The sequence below is a fragment of the Streptomyces sp. NPDC051576 genome (assembly GCF_040681835.1).
In the GTDB taxonomy this organism is placed as follows: Bacteria; Actinomycetota; Actinomycetes; order Streptomycetales; family Streptomycetaceae; genus Streptomyces.
Window position 1 is genome coordinate 189,782 of sequence record NZ_JBFAZO010000003.1, and the last position, 16,611, is coordinate 206,392.

The 16,611-nt window shown below is 70.0% G+C and carries 18 protein-coding genes; 11 read left to right on the forward strand and 7 right to left on the reverse strand.

All coding sequences use genetic code 11. The features are described from left to right. Positions 1-50 precede the first annotated feature (50 nt). From AB0M63_RS10630 to AB0M63_RS10640, 3 genes are read left to right on the forward strand one after another with little or no spacing between them, the layout of a single operon-like run. Positions 51-776 carry an ABC transporter ATP-binding protein gene (locus tag AB0M63_RS10630; protein ID WP_366019129.1) on the forward strand — a complete coding sequence of 242 codons (726 nt, stop codon included), beginning with the start codon at positions 51-53 and terminating at the stop codon, positions 774-776. Further along, positions 773-1,990, forward strand: a complete 1,218-nt coding sequence (locus AB0M63_RS10635) for an ABC transporter permease (protein ID WP_355910655.1) — start codon at positions 773-775, stop codon at positions 1,988-1,990. The genes AB0M63_RS10630 and AB0M63_RS10635 overlap by 4 nt, the downstream gene beginning before the upstream one ends. Then, complete coding sequence (locus AB0M63_RS10640; RefSeq protein ID WP_366019130.1) at positions 1,987-3,024, forward strand: hypothetical protein; 1,038 nt, start codon at positions 1,987-1,989, stop codon at positions 3,022-3,024. The genes AB0M63_RS10635 and AB0M63_RS10640 overlap by 4 nt, the downstream gene beginning before the upstream one ends. Positions 3,025-3,188: 164 nt before the next feature. Here AB0M63_RS10640 and AB0M63_RS10645 read toward each other — a convergent pair whose 3' ends face one another. Continuing rightward, positions 3,189-3,890, reverse strand: coding sequence for a restriction endonuclease (locus tag AB0M63_RS10645; RefSeq protein WP_366019131.1), 702 nt, complete (start codon positions 3,888-3,890; stop codon positions 3,189-3,191). Positions 3,891-4,124: 234 nt separating this feature from the next. Between AB0M63_RS10645 and AB0M63_RS10650 the strand changes: the two genes are divergently transcribed. Beyond that, positions 4,125-4,403, forward strand: a complete 279-nt coding sequence (locus AB0M63_RS10650; protein WP_366019132.1) for a hypothetical protein — start codon at positions 4,125-4,127, stop codon at positions 4,401-4,403. A 177-nt stretch (positions 4,404-4,580) separates the two neighbouring features. Here AB0M63_RS10650 and AB0M63_RS10655 read toward each other — a convergent pair whose 3' ends face one another. Beyond that, entirely contained in the window at positions 4,581-5,462 is an 882-nt protein-coding gene (locus AB0M63_RS10655; protein ID WP_366019133.1) for an SDR family oxidoreductase, read from the reverse strand. Positions 5,463-5,548: 86 nt separating this feature from the next. On the opposite strand from AB0M63_RS10655, the gene AB0M63_RS10660 reads away from it, so the two are divergent. Continuing rightward, positions 5,549-6,127: a helix-turn-helix domain-containing protein gene (locus AB0M63_RS10660; protein ID WP_355910641.1), complete on the forward strand. Its 579-nt coding sequence runs from the start codon at positions 5,549-5,551 to the stop codon at positions 6,125-6,127. Between the two features lie 46 nt (positions 6,128-6,173). On the opposite strand, the gene AB0M63_RS10665 is transcribed toward AB0M63_RS10660, so the two are convergent. Then, positions 6,174-7,007, reverse strand: coding sequence for an NAD(P)H-binding protein (locus AB0M63_RS10665; protein ID WP_366019134.1), 834 nt, complete (start codon positions 7,005-7,007; stop codon positions 6,174-6,176). A gap of 108 nt (positions 7,008-7,115) precedes the next feature. After that, complete coding sequence (locus AB0M63_RS10670) at positions 7,116-7,541, reverse strand: hypothetical protein (protein WP_355910635.1); 426 nt, start codon at positions 7,539-7,541, stop codon at positions 7,116-7,118. Between the two features lie 508 nt (positions 7,542-8,049). On the opposite strand from AB0M63_RS10670, the gene AB0M63_RS10675 reads away from it, so the two are divergent. Both AB0M63_RS10675 and AB0M63_RS10680 read left to right on the forward strand, forming a co-directional pair. Beyond that, positions 8,050-9,432 carry an alpha/beta hydrolase-fold protein gene (locus AB0M63_RS10675; RefSeq protein WP_355910632.1) on the forward strand — a complete coding sequence of 461 codons (1,383 nt, stop codon included), beginning with the start codon at positions 8,050-8,052 and terminating at the stop codon, positions 9,430-9,432. A 113-nt stretch (positions 9,433-9,545) separates the two neighbouring features. Next, a complete protein-coding gene (locus tag AB0M63_RS10680) occupies positions 9,546-10,535 on the forward strand; it encodes a cytochrome c oxidase assembly protein (protein WP_366019135.1) in 990 nt (329 codons plus the stop codon). A 15-nt stretch (positions 10,536-10,550) separates the two neighbouring features. Here AB0M63_RS10680 and AB0M63_RS10685 read toward each other — a convergent pair whose 3' ends face one another. Together AB0M63_RS10685 and AB0M63_RS10690 are read right to left on the reverse strand one after the other, a co-directional pair. Further along, positions 10,551-12,308 carry a copper resistance protein CopC gene (locus AB0M63_RS10685; protein WP_366019136.1) on the reverse strand — a complete coding sequence of 586 codons (1,758 nt, stop codon included), beginning with the start codon at positions 12,306-12,308 and terminating at the stop codon, positions 10,551-10,553. A gap of 157 nt (positions 12,309-12,465) precedes the next feature. Further along, positions 12,466-12,933 (reverse strand): cupin domain-containing protein, encoded by a 468-nt coding sequence (locus AB0M63_RS10690; RefSeq protein ID WP_366019472.1) that lies wholly within the window; start codon positions 12,931-12,933, stop codon positions 12,466-12,468. A gap of 165 nt (positions 12,934-13,098) precedes the next feature. Here AB0M63_RS10690 and AB0M63_RS10695 point away from each other — a divergent pair, with 165 nt between their 5' ends. The 4 genes from AB0M63_RS10695 (at position 13,099) to AB0M63_RS10710 (ending at position 14,999) form a co-directional block, all read left to right on the forward strand. Next, positions 13,099-13,695 carry an HhH-GPD-type base excision DNA repair protein gene (locus AB0M63_RS10695; protein ID WP_366019137.1) on the forward strand — a complete coding sequence of 199 codons (597 nt, stop codon included), beginning with the start codon at positions 13,099-13,101 and terminating at the stop codon, positions 13,693-13,695. Positions 13,696-13,757: 62 nt separating this feature from the next. Next, positions 13,758-14,423, forward strand: coding sequence for an HdeD family acid-resistance protein (locus AB0M63_RS10700; RefSeq protein ID WP_355910620.1), 666 nt, complete (start codon positions 13,758-13,760; stop codon positions 14,421-14,423). Positions 14,424-14,502: 79 nt separating this feature from the next. Then, positions 14,503-14,820 carry a hypothetical protein gene (locus tag AB0M63_RS10705; protein ID WP_366019138.1) on the forward strand — a complete coding sequence of 106 codons (318 nt, stop codon included), beginning with the start codon at positions 14,503-14,505 and terminating at the stop codon, positions 14,818-14,820. Between the two features lie 53 nt (positions 14,821-14,873). Next, positions 14,874-14,999 (forward strand): hypothetical protein, encoded by a 126-nt coding sequence (locus AB0M63_RS10710; protein ID WP_355910615.1) that lies wholly within the window; start codon positions 14,874-14,876, stop codon positions 14,997-14,999. Positions 15,000-15,026: 27 nt separating this feature from the next. On the opposite strand, the gene AB0M63_RS10715 is transcribed toward AB0M63_RS10710, so the two are convergent. Beyond that, positions 15,027-16,541: a helicase HerA-like domain-containing protein gene (locus tag AB0M63_RS10715; protein WP_366019139.1), complete on the reverse strand. Its 1,515-nt coding sequence runs from the start codon at positions 16,539-16,541 to the stop codon at positions 15,027-15,029. Positions 16,542-16,611 lie beyond the last annotated feature (70 nt).

The window sequence follows — 16,611 nt, forward strand, 5'->3', positions numbered from 1 at the left end:
ACTCCTCGTACGACCACAACTCCTCGATACAGAAGGTGAGCAGAGCCTCCGTGAGCACGCTGTTGACGGCGAGTGGGGTGGGCAAGTCCTATGCGCTGCGCGGCCGGCCGGTCGACGTCCTCAAGAACATCGACCTCGCTGTCGCGCCAGGATGTGTCACCGCACTCGTCGGACATTCCGGATCGGGCAAATCCACCCTCATGCACATTCTCGGGCTACTGACGAAACCCGACACCGGCCGGGTGGAGCTGGAGGGCCGCGACACCCGCGGGCTGTCGGAGGGCGCGCTCGCGGACCTGCGGCGCCGTCGGCTGGGGTTCGTCTTCCAGTCCTACAACCTGCTGCCCCAGCACAGCGCCCTGCGCAATGTCCTGCTTCCGTACACCGGTGGGCGCCGGGAGGCAGAAGCCCGGGCGCGCGGTCTGCTGGAGCGCGTGGGGCTGGGAGACCGGTGCGAGCACCGGCCCGGCGAACTGTCCGGGGGCGAACAGCAGCGCGTGGCGCTGGCCCGGGCGCTGGTGAACGATCCACCGCTGCTGCTGGCCGACGAACCCACCGGAAACCTGGACACCGAGAGCGAGGCCCTGCTGCTGGACCTGTTCCGGGAGTTGGCGGATGACGGGCGAGGGGTGCTGGTCGTCACGCACGACCAGGCGGTCGCGGATGCCGCCGACGTTGTTCACCGGCTGGGCCGGGATGCGGTTCTTTCGGCACAGGACAAGACCGACGGCCGCTCCTGGGCGCACACCCGGGATGCGCGGGAGGGTGAGCTGTGAACCTGTTCCAGGTGGCGTGGTGGAACGTGAAGGCGCTGCGCAAGCGGCTGTTGGGGCTGGTGGCGATGGTCGCGGTCGCCGGCGCGGTGTGCCTGAGCGCGATCGGGATCGCCTCCAGCGCACAGGGGACGACGACCAGCCAGGTCGGGGAGTCGACGGCGAACCGGTCGGTCACGGTCGACTCGCCGGACGATCGTCCTGATACGGCTCAGCTGACGCAGGCGACGGAGAAGCGCCTGGCGAAGATCGCTCACGTGGAATCGGTCCAGCACAGGCTCCAGGTGTCCATGCCAGTACGGGACAACCCCGAAGGGGCCGATCTGCTGTACGCGACGACCTACCGCGAGGCGCTGGCGCCCCCCGTGGTCAAGTCCGTACGCAAGCGGTTGTTCCCGCTGCACCGTGGAGAGGTGGTCTTCCCCGCCTCCACTCACGGGGTGGACCTGTCCTCGACCGTGGGCAGGACGGTGACCGTGGACGCACACCGATACGTGCGGCCCGGCGTGGGGGACACAGTCAGTGACCGGGTGAAGGTGGTCGGCCTGTACGACCCGAGCTGGCAGTTCGACGGCCCGGACGTCGCGTATGCGGACGACGCCACCGTGGTGAAGTGGGCGGCTGCCGCGGCCGGCCGGACGACCGACGACTATCTGCGCACCTCGGGCTGGGACCAGCTGACGGTGGTGGCCGACAGTGCCTCTCAAGTACCACGCGTGCTCAAGGCCGTACAGCGGATGAACTACCCGGCTGTCACCCTGCAGCAGCAGCTTCAGGCGCTTCCCGGAGTGCTGCAGTTGGTCAGGCTGACCGGGAATGTACTGCTCGGCGTCCTGGGCGTGCTCGCCTTCGCCGGAGCGGTCACGGTGACGGGTGCGCTGGGGCGGCAGCGGGCCCAGGAGGTGGGCATCCTCAAGGCGGTCGGTTTCCGTGGCCGCTCGGTGATGGGGATGCTCGTCGCGGAGATGGCGATCGCCGGGGCGGTCGCGGCCGTGGCCGGTGTGGTGCTCGCAGTGGGCGCCTCCAGTGCGGCGGCCGCCGGTCTTCGGCGTATCGGCGACATCGCCCCGTATGTGCACGACGCGGTGCCGCTGCCGGGGACGCCGACGCTGATCTCCCTGTCCCTCGCCACAGTTGTCGTCGTGGCCGCCGGCGCCGTGCTCCCGGCACATCGAGCCGCGCGTATGTCCCCCACCGAAGCCATGAAGGACTGGTGATCCCTGTGATGCGGCGCAAGATGCCGTACGCCGCCCTCGCGGTGTCCGCTGCCCTGTTCGCCTCCTGTTCCGGCTGTTCCGGTACCGACGATGTGAAGTTGGGGACGGACTGGAAGGGTTCGCAGACCTTCGTGACGGCGAGCGTGTCCGGACAGACTGTGCTGGTCGGCATCGATCCCGAGGCCCACCACGCGCAGGCGCTGGCCGTGGTGCCCCGGAAGGTCGGCGACGACGACGTACGGGCTCCTCAGCTCGTGCGGTCGGCGGACGGGACGTGGTGGCTGTCGACGCCCCGCAAGGGAGAGCGCCCGGACCGGCTCTTCACACTGGACACCGGTCGGCACGCCCTGGCCGAGAGGACCGACGACACCACGGAGCGGCAGCGTGAACTCGTGCCGGGCAAGAGCCTGGTCGCGGCCGTTCGCGGCTCCTCCGGATCCACCAGTGTGCTGGTACGCGATGCACGGACGTGGAAGAAGGTCCGGGACGTGCGGGTTCCGGGATCGGTCACGCTGGCGGCTTCCGATCCGTCCAGCGACACGGTGTGTCTGGCCACCGGACAAGGATCCGACACGAAGGTGAGGGTGCTCGACCTCACCACAGGCAGGACCAGGCAGGCCGGAGGGTCGGGCGGTGTGCAGGTGCAGCAACTGGCGTGCCAGGCAGGCACCCCGGTCCTGGTCGGTACCCCTGCCGGGAACAGCCGGGGAAGCACCATGAAAGTGACCCTCGGTCAGGCGAACGAGACAACAGTGGTGAGCGTGGACGGCGGACGGGTCGATGCCGTGCAGGCGTCGAAGAGCACTGTCGTGGTCGCGGTGAACCGCGGGCAGGACAGCGATCTCGTCGAACTGGACCGGACGAGCGGGCGTGAACTGCGGCACGTGGCGGTCAAGGGCATGGACAACTCGTACCTGCTGCGGCACACGCGGGATGGCTGGGTGATGGTCTCGGACAACACCGCGGCCGTGGTGGACCTGGACAAGGGGACGTCCCAGACGTTCGACCTACCGGGGACGCTGACGAGCCTCTGATCTTGACTCTGAAGCGTGACCGCCGTCCTGCCGGTACGGCTGTCACGCGAACCCCTCCGACGAACTGCTCACCGGCCCCTCCGACCCGGCCGGGCTTCTCGCCGGCATCGCCGACGTCCGCATCCCGAGGAGAGCGATCCGGCTTCGCCCTCTTACGGGGCCGGTCACTCCCCGTACACCCGCTTCCAGCGCGCCCGGTGCAGAGAGTCACCCTGTCCACGGCCGTTCACCTCGCTCAGGGACAGCAGCGCGACCCCGTTGTTCCACAGCCCGAAATGATCACGGTGCACGGCGAGGATCCCGTGCTGCAGCGCGAACTTCTCGGAAGGCCGGCTGAACCGCGTGGTCGTCACGAACACAGCCAGGTCGGCCCCGAAGTGCACCTTCGCGCCCAGCAGATCGCGCAGTTCGCGGCTCGCGATCGTGCTGGTCGGCGTATAGCGCTTGCACTGGATCACCAGACTCCGGCCGTCCGGGAGACGACCGACGACATCGGCGCCGTTGTCGTTGGCGCCGCCTACGCGCCGGACGTCTGTGCATCCGTCCCGTCGGCAGAGGCTTGCCACCAGATCCTCGAACTCGGTGCCCGTCATCGTGTCGACCTCGGCCAGGGTCCGGTGGCCGGCCTTCACCGCCTCTTCCTGCCGCCACAGACGATCCCGCCCGCGCACGAGCCGATCCGTGCGCCACAGCCACCATCCCGCCACTGCGACGCCGCCGAGAAGCACTGCCCCCATGACGTACGGCCACACGACCGACCAGAACGCCACGAGCAGGACCAGCACCAGAGCACCGCCGACCGCTACCGACTTCAGCCGCGCCGCTCGCCGTCTGCGAGCAGCCCCGCTCCGTCCACGCGCAGTCACCGTCGAAGCCCTCCCCCACAGGTCCGTGTACCGCAGTGTGAGTCGACCGAGGCAGCGTGAGAAGGGCGCGAGTCGGCCATGTCCTGATCCCGATCGCCTGGCGGGGCCGCCGGCCCGGTGCCGGTGCCGGAGCGACCACCTCACACGTCAACGCCAACGACGTCCGCCGCTCTTTCCGGTGGTCACCGTGCTGATCGACGTCGTAGAGACCCGCCCCGCCACAACACTCGCCAAGTGGCCGACTCGACACCGCACGCACCTGGCGGACCTGACCCCTCCCCGCAGAACGGACCCACACCGGCACGAAGGGCAGAGGTCGGCGACGGCCAGATACGGCTCCAGATCTGGCGCTGGGTACTCGCCCCTCGGACGACATGGCAGGCCCGCCGACTGGCGGCCGAATTCGGGCCGGGCATGGACACCCGCACCGCCTGGGTGATGGCACGGCTGGCACGGCACCCGGAGGAGCGCCTTTACGCGATGCGACACCTGAACGGCGAGAACGATGACTGATCCCCGCGCAAGAGCTCGGTGCCGTGGCGGCGCTGACACTGCCTCTGGCCGTCGCTGAGCAGGAACAACGCGGCCACCACTGGGATCTCGTATCCTCCGCCAGTGCCTCACCGGGCACGATGTCGAAGGGCCCCACCGCGAACGGTGGGGCCCTTCGACGTATTCTCACTCCTCGTTTCAGGGCTGGATGTTCTCCAGGTCCTCCAGGAGGCTGGGGTGTTTCGGCTCCCAGCCGAGGGTCTGGCGGGTGTGGGTGCTGGACGAGGGCTGGTCGGCCGCGAAGATCGGGCCGAGGGGGCCGTAGGTGTCCGGGGGGACCGACTCGACCGGGAGGCCCAGCCGTCGGCCGATGACCTCGGCGATGTCCCGCACCCTGTCTCCTTCGTCGGCCACGGCGTGCCAGGCCGTGCCGGCTTCCGCCTTCTCCAGGGCGAGGCGGAAGAGGACGGCCGCGTCGAGGGCGTGCACGGCCGGCCATCGCTGTTCGCCGTCGCCCGCGTAGCCGGACACCCCGGTCCGGCGTGCGATGCCGGTCAGCACACCGGCGAATCCGCCCGCGCCCTCGTTGTGAACCGTGCGCGGCAGGCGTACGGACGAGCTGCGGACCCCTCGCGAGGCCAGGCCCAGGACCGCCGTGACGGTGCGACCGCGACCGCCGACCGGCCCGTCGGTCGGCAGCGGGTCGGCCTCGGTGGAGATACGGCCCGTCACCCAGGGCGTGCCCGAGACGATGACGAAGGGGCGGTCGCTGCCGACGAGTTCCTCGCCGAGGGCCGTGAGCGCGGCCGTCTCCTCGGCGACGTTCGCCGCGAGGGCCTCGGGGCTGCTGAAGTCATTGCCGAACGCCAGGTGGATGACCCCGTCGGCCCGGGCGGCGCCGGCGCGCAGGACGTCCGGATCGGCGAGGGACCCCCGCAACGGCTCGGCGCCGGCGGCCTCGGCGGCCCGCTCGGACGCGTCCGAGCGCGTGAGGGCGAGGACTGTGTGGCCGTTGCCGATGAGTTCGGCGACGACGGCGGACCCGACCAGGCCGGTGCCGCCGGTGACGAAGACGCGCATGGAAACTCCCTCACAAGTGATGGGACTCTTGTCCCATCACCGTAGCAGAGCGATGGGACAAGAGTCCCATCACATAGAATGGGTCCATGGGTCGATGGGAACCGGGTGCGCGCGGACGTCTTGTCATGGCTGCCGTCGACCTGTTCACCGAGCAGGGGTACGACGCCACGACGGTCGCGCAGATCGCCGAGCGCGCCGGCGTCACCAAAAGCACCTTCTTCCGGCACTTCCCCGACAAGCGCGAGCTGTTGGTCGCCGGGCAGGAGGAGCTGAGCCAGCTGCTGGCCGAGGGAATCGCCGAGGCGCCGGGTGACGCCACCCCGCTGGAGACGGTCGCCGCCGGTCTCGTGCGCGCCTCCGCCATGATGGGCCCCGAGAACCGCGCGTTCGCCCCTCGGCTGAAGGCGGCCATCGCCGCCAGCACCGAGCTCCAGGAGCGTGACGCCCTCAAGACCGTCAGTCTGGCGGCCGCGATGACATCCGCGCTCGCCGCCCGCGGCATACCCGATCCGACCGCGGCCCTGGCGAGCGAGCTGGGCGTCCTCGCCTTCAAACGGGGATTCGCCGAATGGACCGAGGGCGACCGCGACGCCAAGGACGAGCTCGCCGGATACGTCCTGACGGCCTTGGACGAACTGCGCGCCGCGAGCGCGTCTCTGGGCTGAACCGGCACCCCGGACCCGGCTCGGGCAGTGGTCCGGGGGTCATCTGTCAGCGGAAGGCGTCGGCATTCTCCGCCGCCCACTGCCGGAACGGTCTGGCCGGTGAACCGGTGATCCGCGCGACCGTGTCGCGCACCCTCAGGAGCTCGTCGTTGACGTCGCCACCCGTGATGTCGAGGACCGCGTCCGCGGCTTCGGGCCCGAAGACCGCGGCCATCAGGGCGTGGGCCTCCTGCCGGCCGATCTCGGCGAAGGGCACCTCCCGCCCCAGCACCGCCGCGATGGCCTCGGCCTGCTGCCGGGGCGTCACCGGCTCCGGGCCGGTCAGGGCATACGTCCGCCCCTGGTGGCCGGGCTCGGTCAGCGCCGCCCGGGCCACCGACGCGATGTCCGCGGGGTGGATCGTGGGGAGCGCGGTGTCCGCGTACGGCGCGCGGACCGTCCCTCGGTCACGGATCGGCCCCGCCCACATCAGGGTGTTCGAGGCGAACTGGGTCGGCCGCAGGATCGTCCAGGCCATGCCGCCGTCCTTCAGCAGCCGCTCGACCGCCAGGTTCTCCGCGGCGGGGCCGAGGTGCGGATGGGTCTGGACCGTGATGGACGACACCAGCACCACATGCTCCACACCCGCCCGCCGCGCGGCCTCGAGGACGTCGGCATCCGGGCCCAGCCGCGACACGAGGAACAGCGAACGCACCCCGTCCATCGCGGACTTCAAGGACTCCGGCTCCGCGAAGTCGCCCTCAACGGCTTCGACACCCTCGGGGAACACGGCCCGCCCGGCGTCACGGGTGAACCCTCTCAGCGGTCCGGCACCGCATTCGCGCAGTTCCTTCAGCAGTGCACTTCCTATGTTCCCGGTGGCTCCGGTCACGAGGATCACGAGCGCGTTCTCCCGTCGTCAAATGATCAACCACAGGGAAGGCTAGAAACTCAAGCGCGCTTGGGGTCAAGGCGGAGTAGGACCCGCCGGGGTCCTGTCCTCGGCAAGCTATGCGGACGGCGTGTTCCACCAGGTCCGCGGAGGTGGGACCGGGGTCCAGTCGGGGCCGCGGTGGGAGAGCCACCACTCTCCTACGACGTGGAACTTCTCCTCGAAATGGCGGTCCCAGGAGAGGAATGCGGTCTGAGGTGCCCGTAGAACGGTGCGCCGGCCACCCGCCTCGTAGAGGACGACCGATCTGGTGCCCAGGACGGATTCGATCTGGACGCCCTGGATGCCGGACCAGGGGATCGTCCTGCGGCGCAGGTTGTGGACCACGGCCGCCGTCGGGGTCAGGGTGATGCCGAAGCGGAAGGAGAGCGCGGGCCCCAGCGCCAGCAGGACGATCCAGAACGTCACCAGGCCGGTCAGTCCGCCCGGGGGTGGTACGTCGGGTACGTCGGGCGCGGACGGGATGGAGACGGCCGTTGTCATAATGACCGCGGGCAGAAATGGCGTTGTCTGTTGCCACAAGGTCAGGCGGTAACGCATCTCGACCGGCGACGAAGTCCCACTCCGCGAACGCCCCATCACTGCCACCCCGTTCTCTGTGTCGGTGCAGCTTGCAGGGCCTGCGGACCTGGTGTCCAGCGTTCTCGGCCGGAGAGTCAACGCTCTGGTACCGGCTCACCACCGCCAGCCGGCCAGCACAGCCGGCACCGGCCGTCAACGGTCCCCCTGAATTCGCTCCGAATGCGCTCCAATTGTGACTTGTTTCCGTCGTCGAATTTCCGCCACCAATAAGGCGGGGGAATGCGAGTCAACAATTACGGCGCGATATCCCGCGTTAACTAAGCTTGCACGACGCGAATTCATCCGCGCCACCAGGAAACCTCTGCGTATCCTGTGAAAATAAGTTCCCTTTCTCGTATCGCCGCACAGATTGAGGCGGGACAGTGGCGTTCGGCAGCCCTGACAACCTCGATCGAAGGAGCTCACCTTCATGGACAGGCGTAGGTTCATGGCCGGTACCGCGACCGCGACGGCGGGGGCGCTGGCCGTGTTCGGCAGCGCGACCCCCAGCTCGGCGGACGAAGCGAGCGGGACGGGCGGGACGAGCGCGGGCGGGGATCACGTGAAGAGCCTCACCGCCATCACCCAGGTCTTCGGAGCCGGACAGAAGCTCGTCGCCGTAGCGGTCGAATACGACAGAGACATCGACGGCGCTTCGCTGTCGACGTCGACGTTCACCGTCACCGACCGCACCGTGACCAAGGTCTACACGAACCGCACCGCCGACCTCGCGGAGCGGGCGAGGGTCGGGCGCTACGTCATCGTCGAGCTGTCGCCGGACGACACCGCGGCGGCGCTGTGGGTGACCCAGCAGGGTTCCGGCACCCCGCCCACGGACGGGTCGGGCGACTCCGGCGGCGGGGTCGGGGCGGGCGGCCCGAAGGTCGGCGACACCACCCCCGGCGGAACCATCGTCGCGGCGAAGGCCACGCTCACCCAGGCCGGCACCGTCACCACGGTCCGCGGCACGCAGTACGCCGCGAGCACCACCGCGCTGACCACCGACACGGTGAAGAACCTGATCGTCGACGACTTCCAGCAGTTCACCTTCGACGACCCGGCGACCGGCCAGACCCTGAAGTACAACCTGTTCGTCCCCAAGCACTACAACCCGCGCAAGAGCTACCCGCTGGTGCTGTTCATGCACGACGCGAGCGTGGTCAACGTCGCCACCGAGGGCCCGCTGGTGCAGGGCCTGGGCGCGGTGTGCTGGGCGAGCCCGGAGGACCAGGCCCGGCACGAGGCGTTCGTGCTCGCACCCGAGTACGGGTCCGTCGTGATCGACGACGACTATCTGCCGTCGACGCTGTTCGACGCCACCGCCAACCTCGTCGAGTCGGTCACGCAGCAGTACAGCATCGACCGTAAGCGCCGCTATACGACCGGGCAGTCGATGGGCGCGATGATGTCCCTCGGCCTGAACATCAAGTACCCCGACCTGTTCGCGGCGGCGTTCATCGTCGCCGGGCAGTGGCCGGAGGCCCAGGCCGCGCCGTTGGCGAAGAAGGACCTGTGGATCCTGGTCTCCGCCGACGACACCAAGGCCTATCCCGGTGAGCAGGCCATCACCGAGGTCATCCAGGAGCAGGGCACCGCGGTCAGCACCGCGCTGTGGGACGGGCAGTCCACGGCCGCCGAGTTCGCCGCCGACGTGCGCAGCATGAAGGCCCAGCGGACCCCGGTGAACTTCGCCGCCTTCGAGACCGGCACCGTCGTACCGACCGGCTCGACGACCAGCGCGCACATGGCCACCTGGCAGGTCGCGTACACGATCCCGGGCATCCGGGACTGGATCATGCGCCAGTCGATGTAGTCCTCCATGCAGTGGGCGACCGGGCACGGGGGCGGGTCCTCGCCCCCGTGCCCGGCGGCATAGAGTGCTGCGGCAGATCCGGCGAATCCGGCAGGCCGTGGAGGTAGAAAGCGATGGAGAACCCGCCGCAGCTCACCGTGGGACGGCTGTTCTCCTCCTGGCAGGCGGACGTCCCCGCGCTGCTGCTCGTCGTACTCCTCGGCGGTCTTTACGGCTGGGGTGTCCTGCGGCTGCGGCGCCGGGGCGAGGCCTGGCCGGTGGCGCGGACCGCCGCGTTCGCGCTGTTCGGCCTCGGCACGCTCGTGGTCGCCACGATGTCCGCGCTGGCCGTCTACGACCGAGTGCTGTTCTGGCCGGCCGCCGTCCAGAACGTCCTCCTGGACCTGATCGCCCCGCTCGGCCTGGCCCTCGGCGATCCGCTACGGCTGGCCCTGCGCGCCCTGCCCGAACGCGCCGCCGCCCGAGCGCAGCGCACGCTGACCGGCCGACTGGTCCGCCTGTTCACCTTCCCACTGGTCAGCACGGCCCTGGTCCTCACCACCGAACTGACGATCTACTTCACGCCGTACTTCGAGACGGCCCTGGCCCACACCTGGCTGCACCAGCTCATGTACCTCCAACTGCTGCTCGCCGGGAGCCTGTTCGTCCTCCCGGTGCTCACCCGAGAGGAGGCGCTGCCCGCCTGGTGCACCCACCCGGTGCGGGCGGCACTGGTGTTCGTCGACGGGATCATCGACGCGGTACCGGGCATCGTGGTGATGACCCACGGCACCCTGATCGCCGGAGCCTGGTACCTGCACCACGCCCCCTCCTGGGCCCCCGACGTCCAGCACGACCAGCAACTCGGCGGCGGCGCGATGGTCGGCATCGCCGAACTGGTCGCCCTCCCCTTCCTCCTCGCGATCCTCGCCCAGTGGGCCCGCACCGAACGCGCCGAGACGGTCGCACTGGACCGCCGCCTGGACACGGAACTGGTCCGGGCGACACCTACGGCCACCACATCAACCGCTACGGCTACGGCGACCGAGGGCCCGGAACTCGTCCGCCCCTGGTGGGAGACCGAGAACAGCGAGGTCGCGCAGCGCATCCGGGGACAGCGGTAGGGGTCAGGCCCCCGCCTAACGCACGATCCGCACCCGCCGCTCCACGCTCACCTGGTCCACGTCCGTCGTCCTGATCGTGACCTTCATCGTCCAGGTCCCGGCGATGGGGAGGTTGAGGGTGTTGGTTCCCCAATAGCCGCCCTCGTCCTTGATGTTGGCGTCGAGGGGGCCGATCTTCTGGGTCGGGAGGGTGAAGGAGAGGCGGAGTTCGGGGACGGTGGCGAAGCCGCCGTCGGGGCCGTAGACGACCGCTTCGACCGAGTTCTGGCCGACGCGGCCGGGGTCGAGGGTGATCTGTACCTTGCCGCCCGCGTTGCCGACGCGGAAGGGGACCATGGTGACGGAGGCCGCCGGTACGCCGGCCGGGGTCGCCGTCTGCTGTGCTTCCGCCGCCGCCCGGCCCGGGAGGGTGTTGGTCAGCAGAGTGGTGATCACCAACACCGTGACGCCGACGGCGACTTCGCACAGCACCGAGCGGCGCAGGCCACGCCGGTACCGGTCCTGGGAGCCGTCACCGGGAGCCGTGGTGGCCCCGGCTGTGGCTGTTGGGTCTGCGGACTTGGTGTCCGCTTCCGCTCCTGTCCGTACCAACTCCGGTATCTGTAGGCGTACTTCCGCCTCCGTCAACCGGGCCGTCCACTGCCGCGACCAGGCCGCCACCACCAGCAGCAGCACCACCGCGCCGAGTTTCACGAGCAGGATGCGGCCGTACGACGTGCCGGTCAGGGCGTTCCAGGAGCCGAGGCCGCGCCAGGACTGGTAGACGCCGGTGACGACCAGCACGGTCACCGAGGCGAAGGCCAGGCGGGAGAAGCGGGCGACCGGGGCCGCGTCCAGGTCCGGCGAGCGGTAGAGGACGGTCAGCAGGGCCGTCAGGCCGCCGAGCCACACCGCCATCGCGAGCAGATGCAGCACCGCCGACGTCATCGCCACCGGCACCTGGATCCCGGCGGAGGCGTGTTCCGCGGACGCCCAGGTCAGCGCCAGGCCGACCGACAGTGCGGCGCCCGTCCCCAGGGCCACCCGGCCGAACCGCTCGCGGCCCCGCAGTCGTAGCAGGAAGACCGCTGTCGCGGCGAGGAGCAGCAGGCGGGCGGCCAGGGCCAGGCCGGGGCGGGACGTCAGGGTTCTGAGGAAGGCTGCCGGGTCGAAGGCCGTGGTCAGGGCGGTGCCGGCCTCGTAGGGGGCCCGGAGGATCAGGAGGGCGACCGTGGACGCCAGGAGGGTCCACCAACCCGTCAGGATCGGCTTGTTGAGGACCGACGGGTCCGGTGGGCGGCACAGGGTCGCGAAGGTGGCGGTGCCGATGAGGAGGGCCGCGGCGATGTACGCGAAGTAGCGGGCGATGTCGTACAGGCTGCCCGTGAGGGGGTCCTCGTTCGGGTCGGTGGTGATCGGGGTGGTGGTGGCCGAGGGCTTGCCGATGGAGAAGGTGAAGGCGCCCGAGACGGGGTGGCTGTCGGCCGAGACCACGCGCCAGGCGACCGTGAAGGTGCCGGTACCGAGCTTGGCCGGGAGAGTCACGCTCGCCGTGTCGCTCGCGTCCTTCGCGTGGTGCGCGGAACTCGTCTTCACCCGCCGGTTGTCGGGGTCGTAGACGCGGAAGGAGTCGTCGAGCAGGGTGACGGACTCGGAGAAGGTGAGGGTGACGTCGCGCGGGGCGGACTTGAGGACGCTTCCGTCGGCGGGGTCGGTGGTTTCGAGGGCGGCGTGCGCGGACGCGGTGCCCGCGGTGCCGAGGAGGAGCAGGACCAGCAGGGAGCCCAACAGCACCAGCTCTTGAACTCCTCGCCGCCTTCCACTCCCTCCGTCGCGTCCACAACGCTGTCCTTCGTTCCGTCGTCGGCGCACGTCATATCTCCGTCTTCGGACTTGCAGGCCTCCGGTTATGTACGGACGAACCGCTCCCTTCACTCACCATGAGGGCCGGTCACGGGCGGCACAGGGCGGTTATGCGGGCGGTCTCGGACGGGTAGCGGGCGGTCAACTCGGCCGCGTCGCCGTGCTCGTAGCCCTCGAAGGTGAACCCAGGTGCCATCGTGCACCCGAAGAACGTCCACGCGCCGACCACCCCCGCCCCCATCCAGGTACCGGCGGGCACGGTGAACTGGAGGTGCTGGCCGTGCCGTAGGTCCGGGCCGAGGACCGCCGTGCTCACGGTGCCGTCGGGGGCGAGGAGCAGCAGTTCCAGCGGGTCGCCGAGGTAGAAGTGCCAGACCTCGTCGGTGGGCAGGCGGTGCAGGGCGGAGAAGTCCGGCGCGGTGAGGAGGGCGACGATCGCCGTGCCCTCTGGGCGGCCGTCGGTCCGCTCCGGGCCCGCCCACGTCTGACGGAACAGGCCGCCCTCGCGGGGTATCGGCTCCAGGGCATAGTGCGCGACGAGGTCTTCCGGGGTCATCACGCCGGAAGGCTACGGGAGGGCGGTGGAAAGGCCATCTCCCGGGGAGGGAACGCCAGTTGAGCGCGCTTTTCCGGGAGGAACACACCGGGGATGTCGATCAGCCCCTCCGACTGACGTACCAGGACAAGCGCAACCAGCCCCCCACCCGGCATGATGCGAAGCATGGACGTCACCCTTCACCTCGCCCAGGACCCCGAGGCCGACGAACTCCTCGGCCGCTCACCGCTCGCCGCGCTGGTCGGGATGCTGCTCGACCAGCAGGTGCCGATGGAGTGGGCGTTCAAGGGGCCGCGGACGATCGCGGACCGGCTCGGGGCCGAGCATCTGGACGCGCACGAGATCGCCGCACGTGATCCCGAGGAGTTCGCCGCGCTGCTCTCCGAGAAGCCGGCCGTGCACCGGTATCCGGGGTCCATGGCCAAGCGGATCCAGCAGCTCTGCCAGTACCTCGTCGAGCACTACGACGGGGACGCGAGCGGCGTCTGGGAGGGCGTCGGCACCGGTGCCGAGCTGCTGAAACGGCTGGAGGAGCTGCCGGGGTTCGGGAAGCAGAAGGCGCAGATCTTCCTGGCCCTGCTCGGCAAGCAGCTCGGTGTGACACCGAAGGGCTGGCGGGAGGCCGCCGGTGCCTACGGGGAGCCGAAGTCCTTCCGGTCCGTCGCCGACATCACCGGGCCCGAGTCGCTCACCAAGGTCCGCGCCCACAAGCAGGAGATGAAGGCCGCGGCCAAGGCGGCGAAGGCCGCCGGAGGGAAATAGCCGCGTCAGCCGGGTGGCCCGCCCCGGTGGCGGGGCGCTCGCCCCCGGTCAGAGCATGGACCATGACCGAGGCACCGAGCGGCTCCCCCTGGGGCCCGGAGTTCGACGACCGCCGCGCCCACGCACCGCGGCCCCCGCACCACGAGCGGGACCGGGAACCGGATCTCGAAGGTCCGCTGTACACCCTGTCCAAGGCCGCCTGGCAGGTCGTCCTGCTCACCGGCGTCGCCTCGCTGGTCCTGGGTGTCCTGGTCCTGGTGTGGCCGGGCGCGTCCCTCTTCGCGGCCGGCATCCTCTTCGGCGTCTACCTGCTGATCAGCGGCGTCTTCCAGCTGGTCTCCGCCTTCGGCACCCACAAGGCGACCTCGCTGCGCGTGCTGGCGTTCATCAGCGGCTCGCTCTCGATCGTGCTGGGCCTGTTCTGCTTCCGCGGCCCGATGCAGTCGATCCTGCTGCTCGCCCTGTGGATCGGCATCGGCTGGCTGATCCGGGGCATCACCCAGACCCTGGCCGCCCTCCACGACCAGACCATGCCCGCCCGCGGCTGGCAGATCTTCCTCGGGATCGTCACGTTCGTCGCCGGCATCGTGCTGATCGACTCGCCCTTCCGCTCGGTCGCCGTGCTCACCCTGGTCGGCGGCATCTGGCTGGTCGCGGTCGGCGTCGTCGAGATCATCACGGGGATCCGGATGCGGAGCCGGGCCCGGCAGGTGCCGAGCGCGCTGTGACGGGCACCCCTGCTCCATGTGGGCGTATCTCGCTCCGGACGCGATGAACGCCGTAGGGCCGCAGGGCAGATTGACCCCTGTGACCCCCGCACGAAGCCTCCCCCGCAGCCGTGCCTGGCTGCGGGCGCTCGTGCTGCTGCTCGCCCTGCTGGTGCCGGGCGCGCACGTCGACGCGAGCGCGACACCCGTCGTGTCCTCCGTCGAGACGACCGTCGAGTACGACGCCCTCGACACGACCGCGCCGGCCCTGCGGCCCACCTCCCTTGCGGTCGACCGCCCCACCGCACCGCTACGTCCCGTCCCGGCGCCCGGCGCTCCCGCGCGCCGCCCTCTCGCCGCGACACCGCGGGCGTCGTACACCCTGCGTGCCCTGCGCACCGTGGTCCTGCGCTGCTGACGGACCGACCGCCCCCCAGGTCAGCCCGTCGGTACGACGCAAGGAACACAGCCATGCCCATCGACCCGTACGCGGTCCTGCGCGCCCTGCTGCGCGCGGAGGCCGTACGCAACGCGCCCAAGCCCGAAGTCCGCGAACCCGCCGAGCCGCAGCGGCCCCCGGCGGAACCCGGGCGCTGAGCCGCCCGTACGGCCCGGTGGTGGTGGCTAGCGCTTCCGCCGGGCCGTGCCGAACAGGGAGCGGGTGATCTCGCGGCCGATCTGGGTGCCGACGGAACGCGCCAGGGACTTGAACATGCCGCTGCCGACGACCTGTTGGACCATCGACTCGTCCTCCTTGGGAGCCGACTTGCCGGCCGTCTTCGGTGTCTCCTGCGGATGCGGCTCCGGCCGTGCCGACAGCTTCTCGTACGCCGACTCTCGATCCACAGCCTGTGCGTAACGGCCGTAGAGGGACGATGACTTGACCGCCCGGTCGAGGGTGGCCGCGTCGACCGGGCCCATCAAGGACTCGGGGGCGCGGAGGCGGGTTACGGCTACCGGGGTCGGGGCGCCGTTCTCGCTGAGGACGGTGACGACGGCCTCGCCGGTGCCGAGGCCGGTGAGGATCTCCTCCAGGTCGTAGGAGGAGTTCGGGAAGGTCTTCACGGTCGCCTTCAGGGCCTTCTGGTCGTCCGGGGTGAAGGCGCGCAGCGCGTGCTGGACGCGGTTGCCGAGCTGGGCCAGGACGTCGCCGGGTACGTCCTTCGGGGTCTGCGTCACGAAGAAGACGCCGACCCCTTTCGAGCGAATCAGCCGGACGGTCTGCGTGATGGAGTCCAGGAACGCCTTGGAGGCGTCGTTGAAGAGCAGATGCGCCTCGTCGAAGAAGAAGACGAGCTTCGGTTTGTCGGCGTCGCCGACCTCCGGGAGGTCGTGGAAGAGGTCGGCCAGCAGCCACATCAGGAAGGTCGAGAAGAGCTGCGGTTTGTCCTGGACGGCGGGGAGTTCGAGGACCGACACCATGCCGCGGCCGTCCGACGCCGTGCGCAGCAGCTCGTTCGTGTCGAACTCCGGCTCACCGAAGAAGTCGGCCATGCCCTGCGCCTCGAACGCGGTGAGGGAGCGCAGGATCACGCCGGCCGTGGCGGTGGACAGACCACCGATGTTCTTCAGCTCCGGCTTGCCCTCGTCCGAGGTCAGGAAGGTGACGACGGCCCGCAGGTCCTTGAGGTCGATCAGCTCCAGGCCCTTGGTGTCGGCGTAGTGGAAGATCAGGCCGAGGGACTGCTCCTGGGTCTGGTTGAGCTGGAGGACCTTGGAGAGCAGCACCGGTCCGAAGCCGGTGATCGTGGCCCGGACGGGGATGCCGTGGCCGATGCCGCCGAGGGCGTAGAACTCCGCCGGGAAGCCGGTCGCCGTCCACTGCTGCTTCACCTCGGCGGCCCGCCCCGCGACCTTGTCGTTCGAGGTGCCCGGCGCCGAGATGCCCGAGACATCGCCCTTCACGTCCGCGAGGAACACGGGCACGCCCTGCGCCGAGAGCTGCTCGGCGATGAGCTGGAGCGTCTTGGTCTTGCCGGTGCCGGTGGCGCCCGCGACCAGGCCGTGGCGGTTGAGCATCGGGAGGGGGATGCGGATCTGCGCGTCGGGCAGACAGGCACCGTCCCACAGCAGGGCGCCCAGATCGAGTGCAGGTCCTGTGAAGGCGTAGCCCGCGGCGATCGTCTCGCTGTCACTCATATCCGGCCCCTGTTCCCTTTTTGCCCGCCTTTGCGGCATCTTTTCCAGCGTCGCACTCCGTCTCCATGGC

What these genes read in the sequence shown, in the direction of transcription:
- AB0M63_RS10655 (WP_366019133.1), bottom strand. Translation starts at nt 5,462, where the DNA reads ATGCGCGTCTTCGTCACCGGCGGCACCGGCCTGGTCGGGTCCGCCGTC.
- AB0M63_RS10660 (WP_355910641.1), top strand. Translation starts at nt 5,549, where the DNA reads ATGGGTCGATGGGAACCGGGTGCGCGCGGACGTCTTGTCATGGCTGCC.
- AB0M63_RS10670 (WP_355910635.1), bottom strand. Translation starts at nt 7,541, where the DNA reads ATGACAACGGCCGTCTCCATCCCGTCCGCGCCCGACGTACCCGACGTA.
- AB0M63_RS10675 (WP_355910632.1), top strand. Translation starts at nt 8,050, where the DNA reads ATGGACAGGCGTAGGTTCATGGCCGGTACCGCGACCGCGACGGCGGGG.
- AB0M63_RS10680 (WP_366019135.1), top strand. Translation starts at nt 9,546, where the DNA reads ATGGAGAACCCGCCGCAGCTCACCGTGGGACGGCTGTTCTCCTCCTGG.
- AB0M63_RS10690 (WP_366019472.1), bottom strand. Translation starts at nt 12,933, where the DNA reads ATGACCCCGGAAGACCTCGTCGCGCACTATGCCCTGGAGCCGATACCC.
- AB0M63_RS10695 (WP_366019137.1), top strand. Translation starts at nt 13,099, where the DNA reads ATGGACGTCACCCTTCACCTCGCCCAGGACCCCGAGGCCGACGAACTC.
- AB0M63_RS10700 (WP_355910620.1), top strand. Translation starts at nt 13,758, where the DNA reads ATGACCGAGGCACCGAGCGGCTCCCCCTGGGGCCCGGAGTTCGACGAC.
- AB0M63_RS10710 (WP_355910615.1), top strand. Translation starts at nt 14,874, where the DNA reads ATGCCCATCGACCCGTACGCGGTCCTGCGCGCCCTGCTGCGCGCGGAG.
- AB0M63_RS10715 (WP_366019139.1), bottom strand. Translation starts at nt 16,541, where the DNA reads ATGAGTGACAGCGAGACGATCGCCGCGGGCTACGCCTTCACAGGACCT.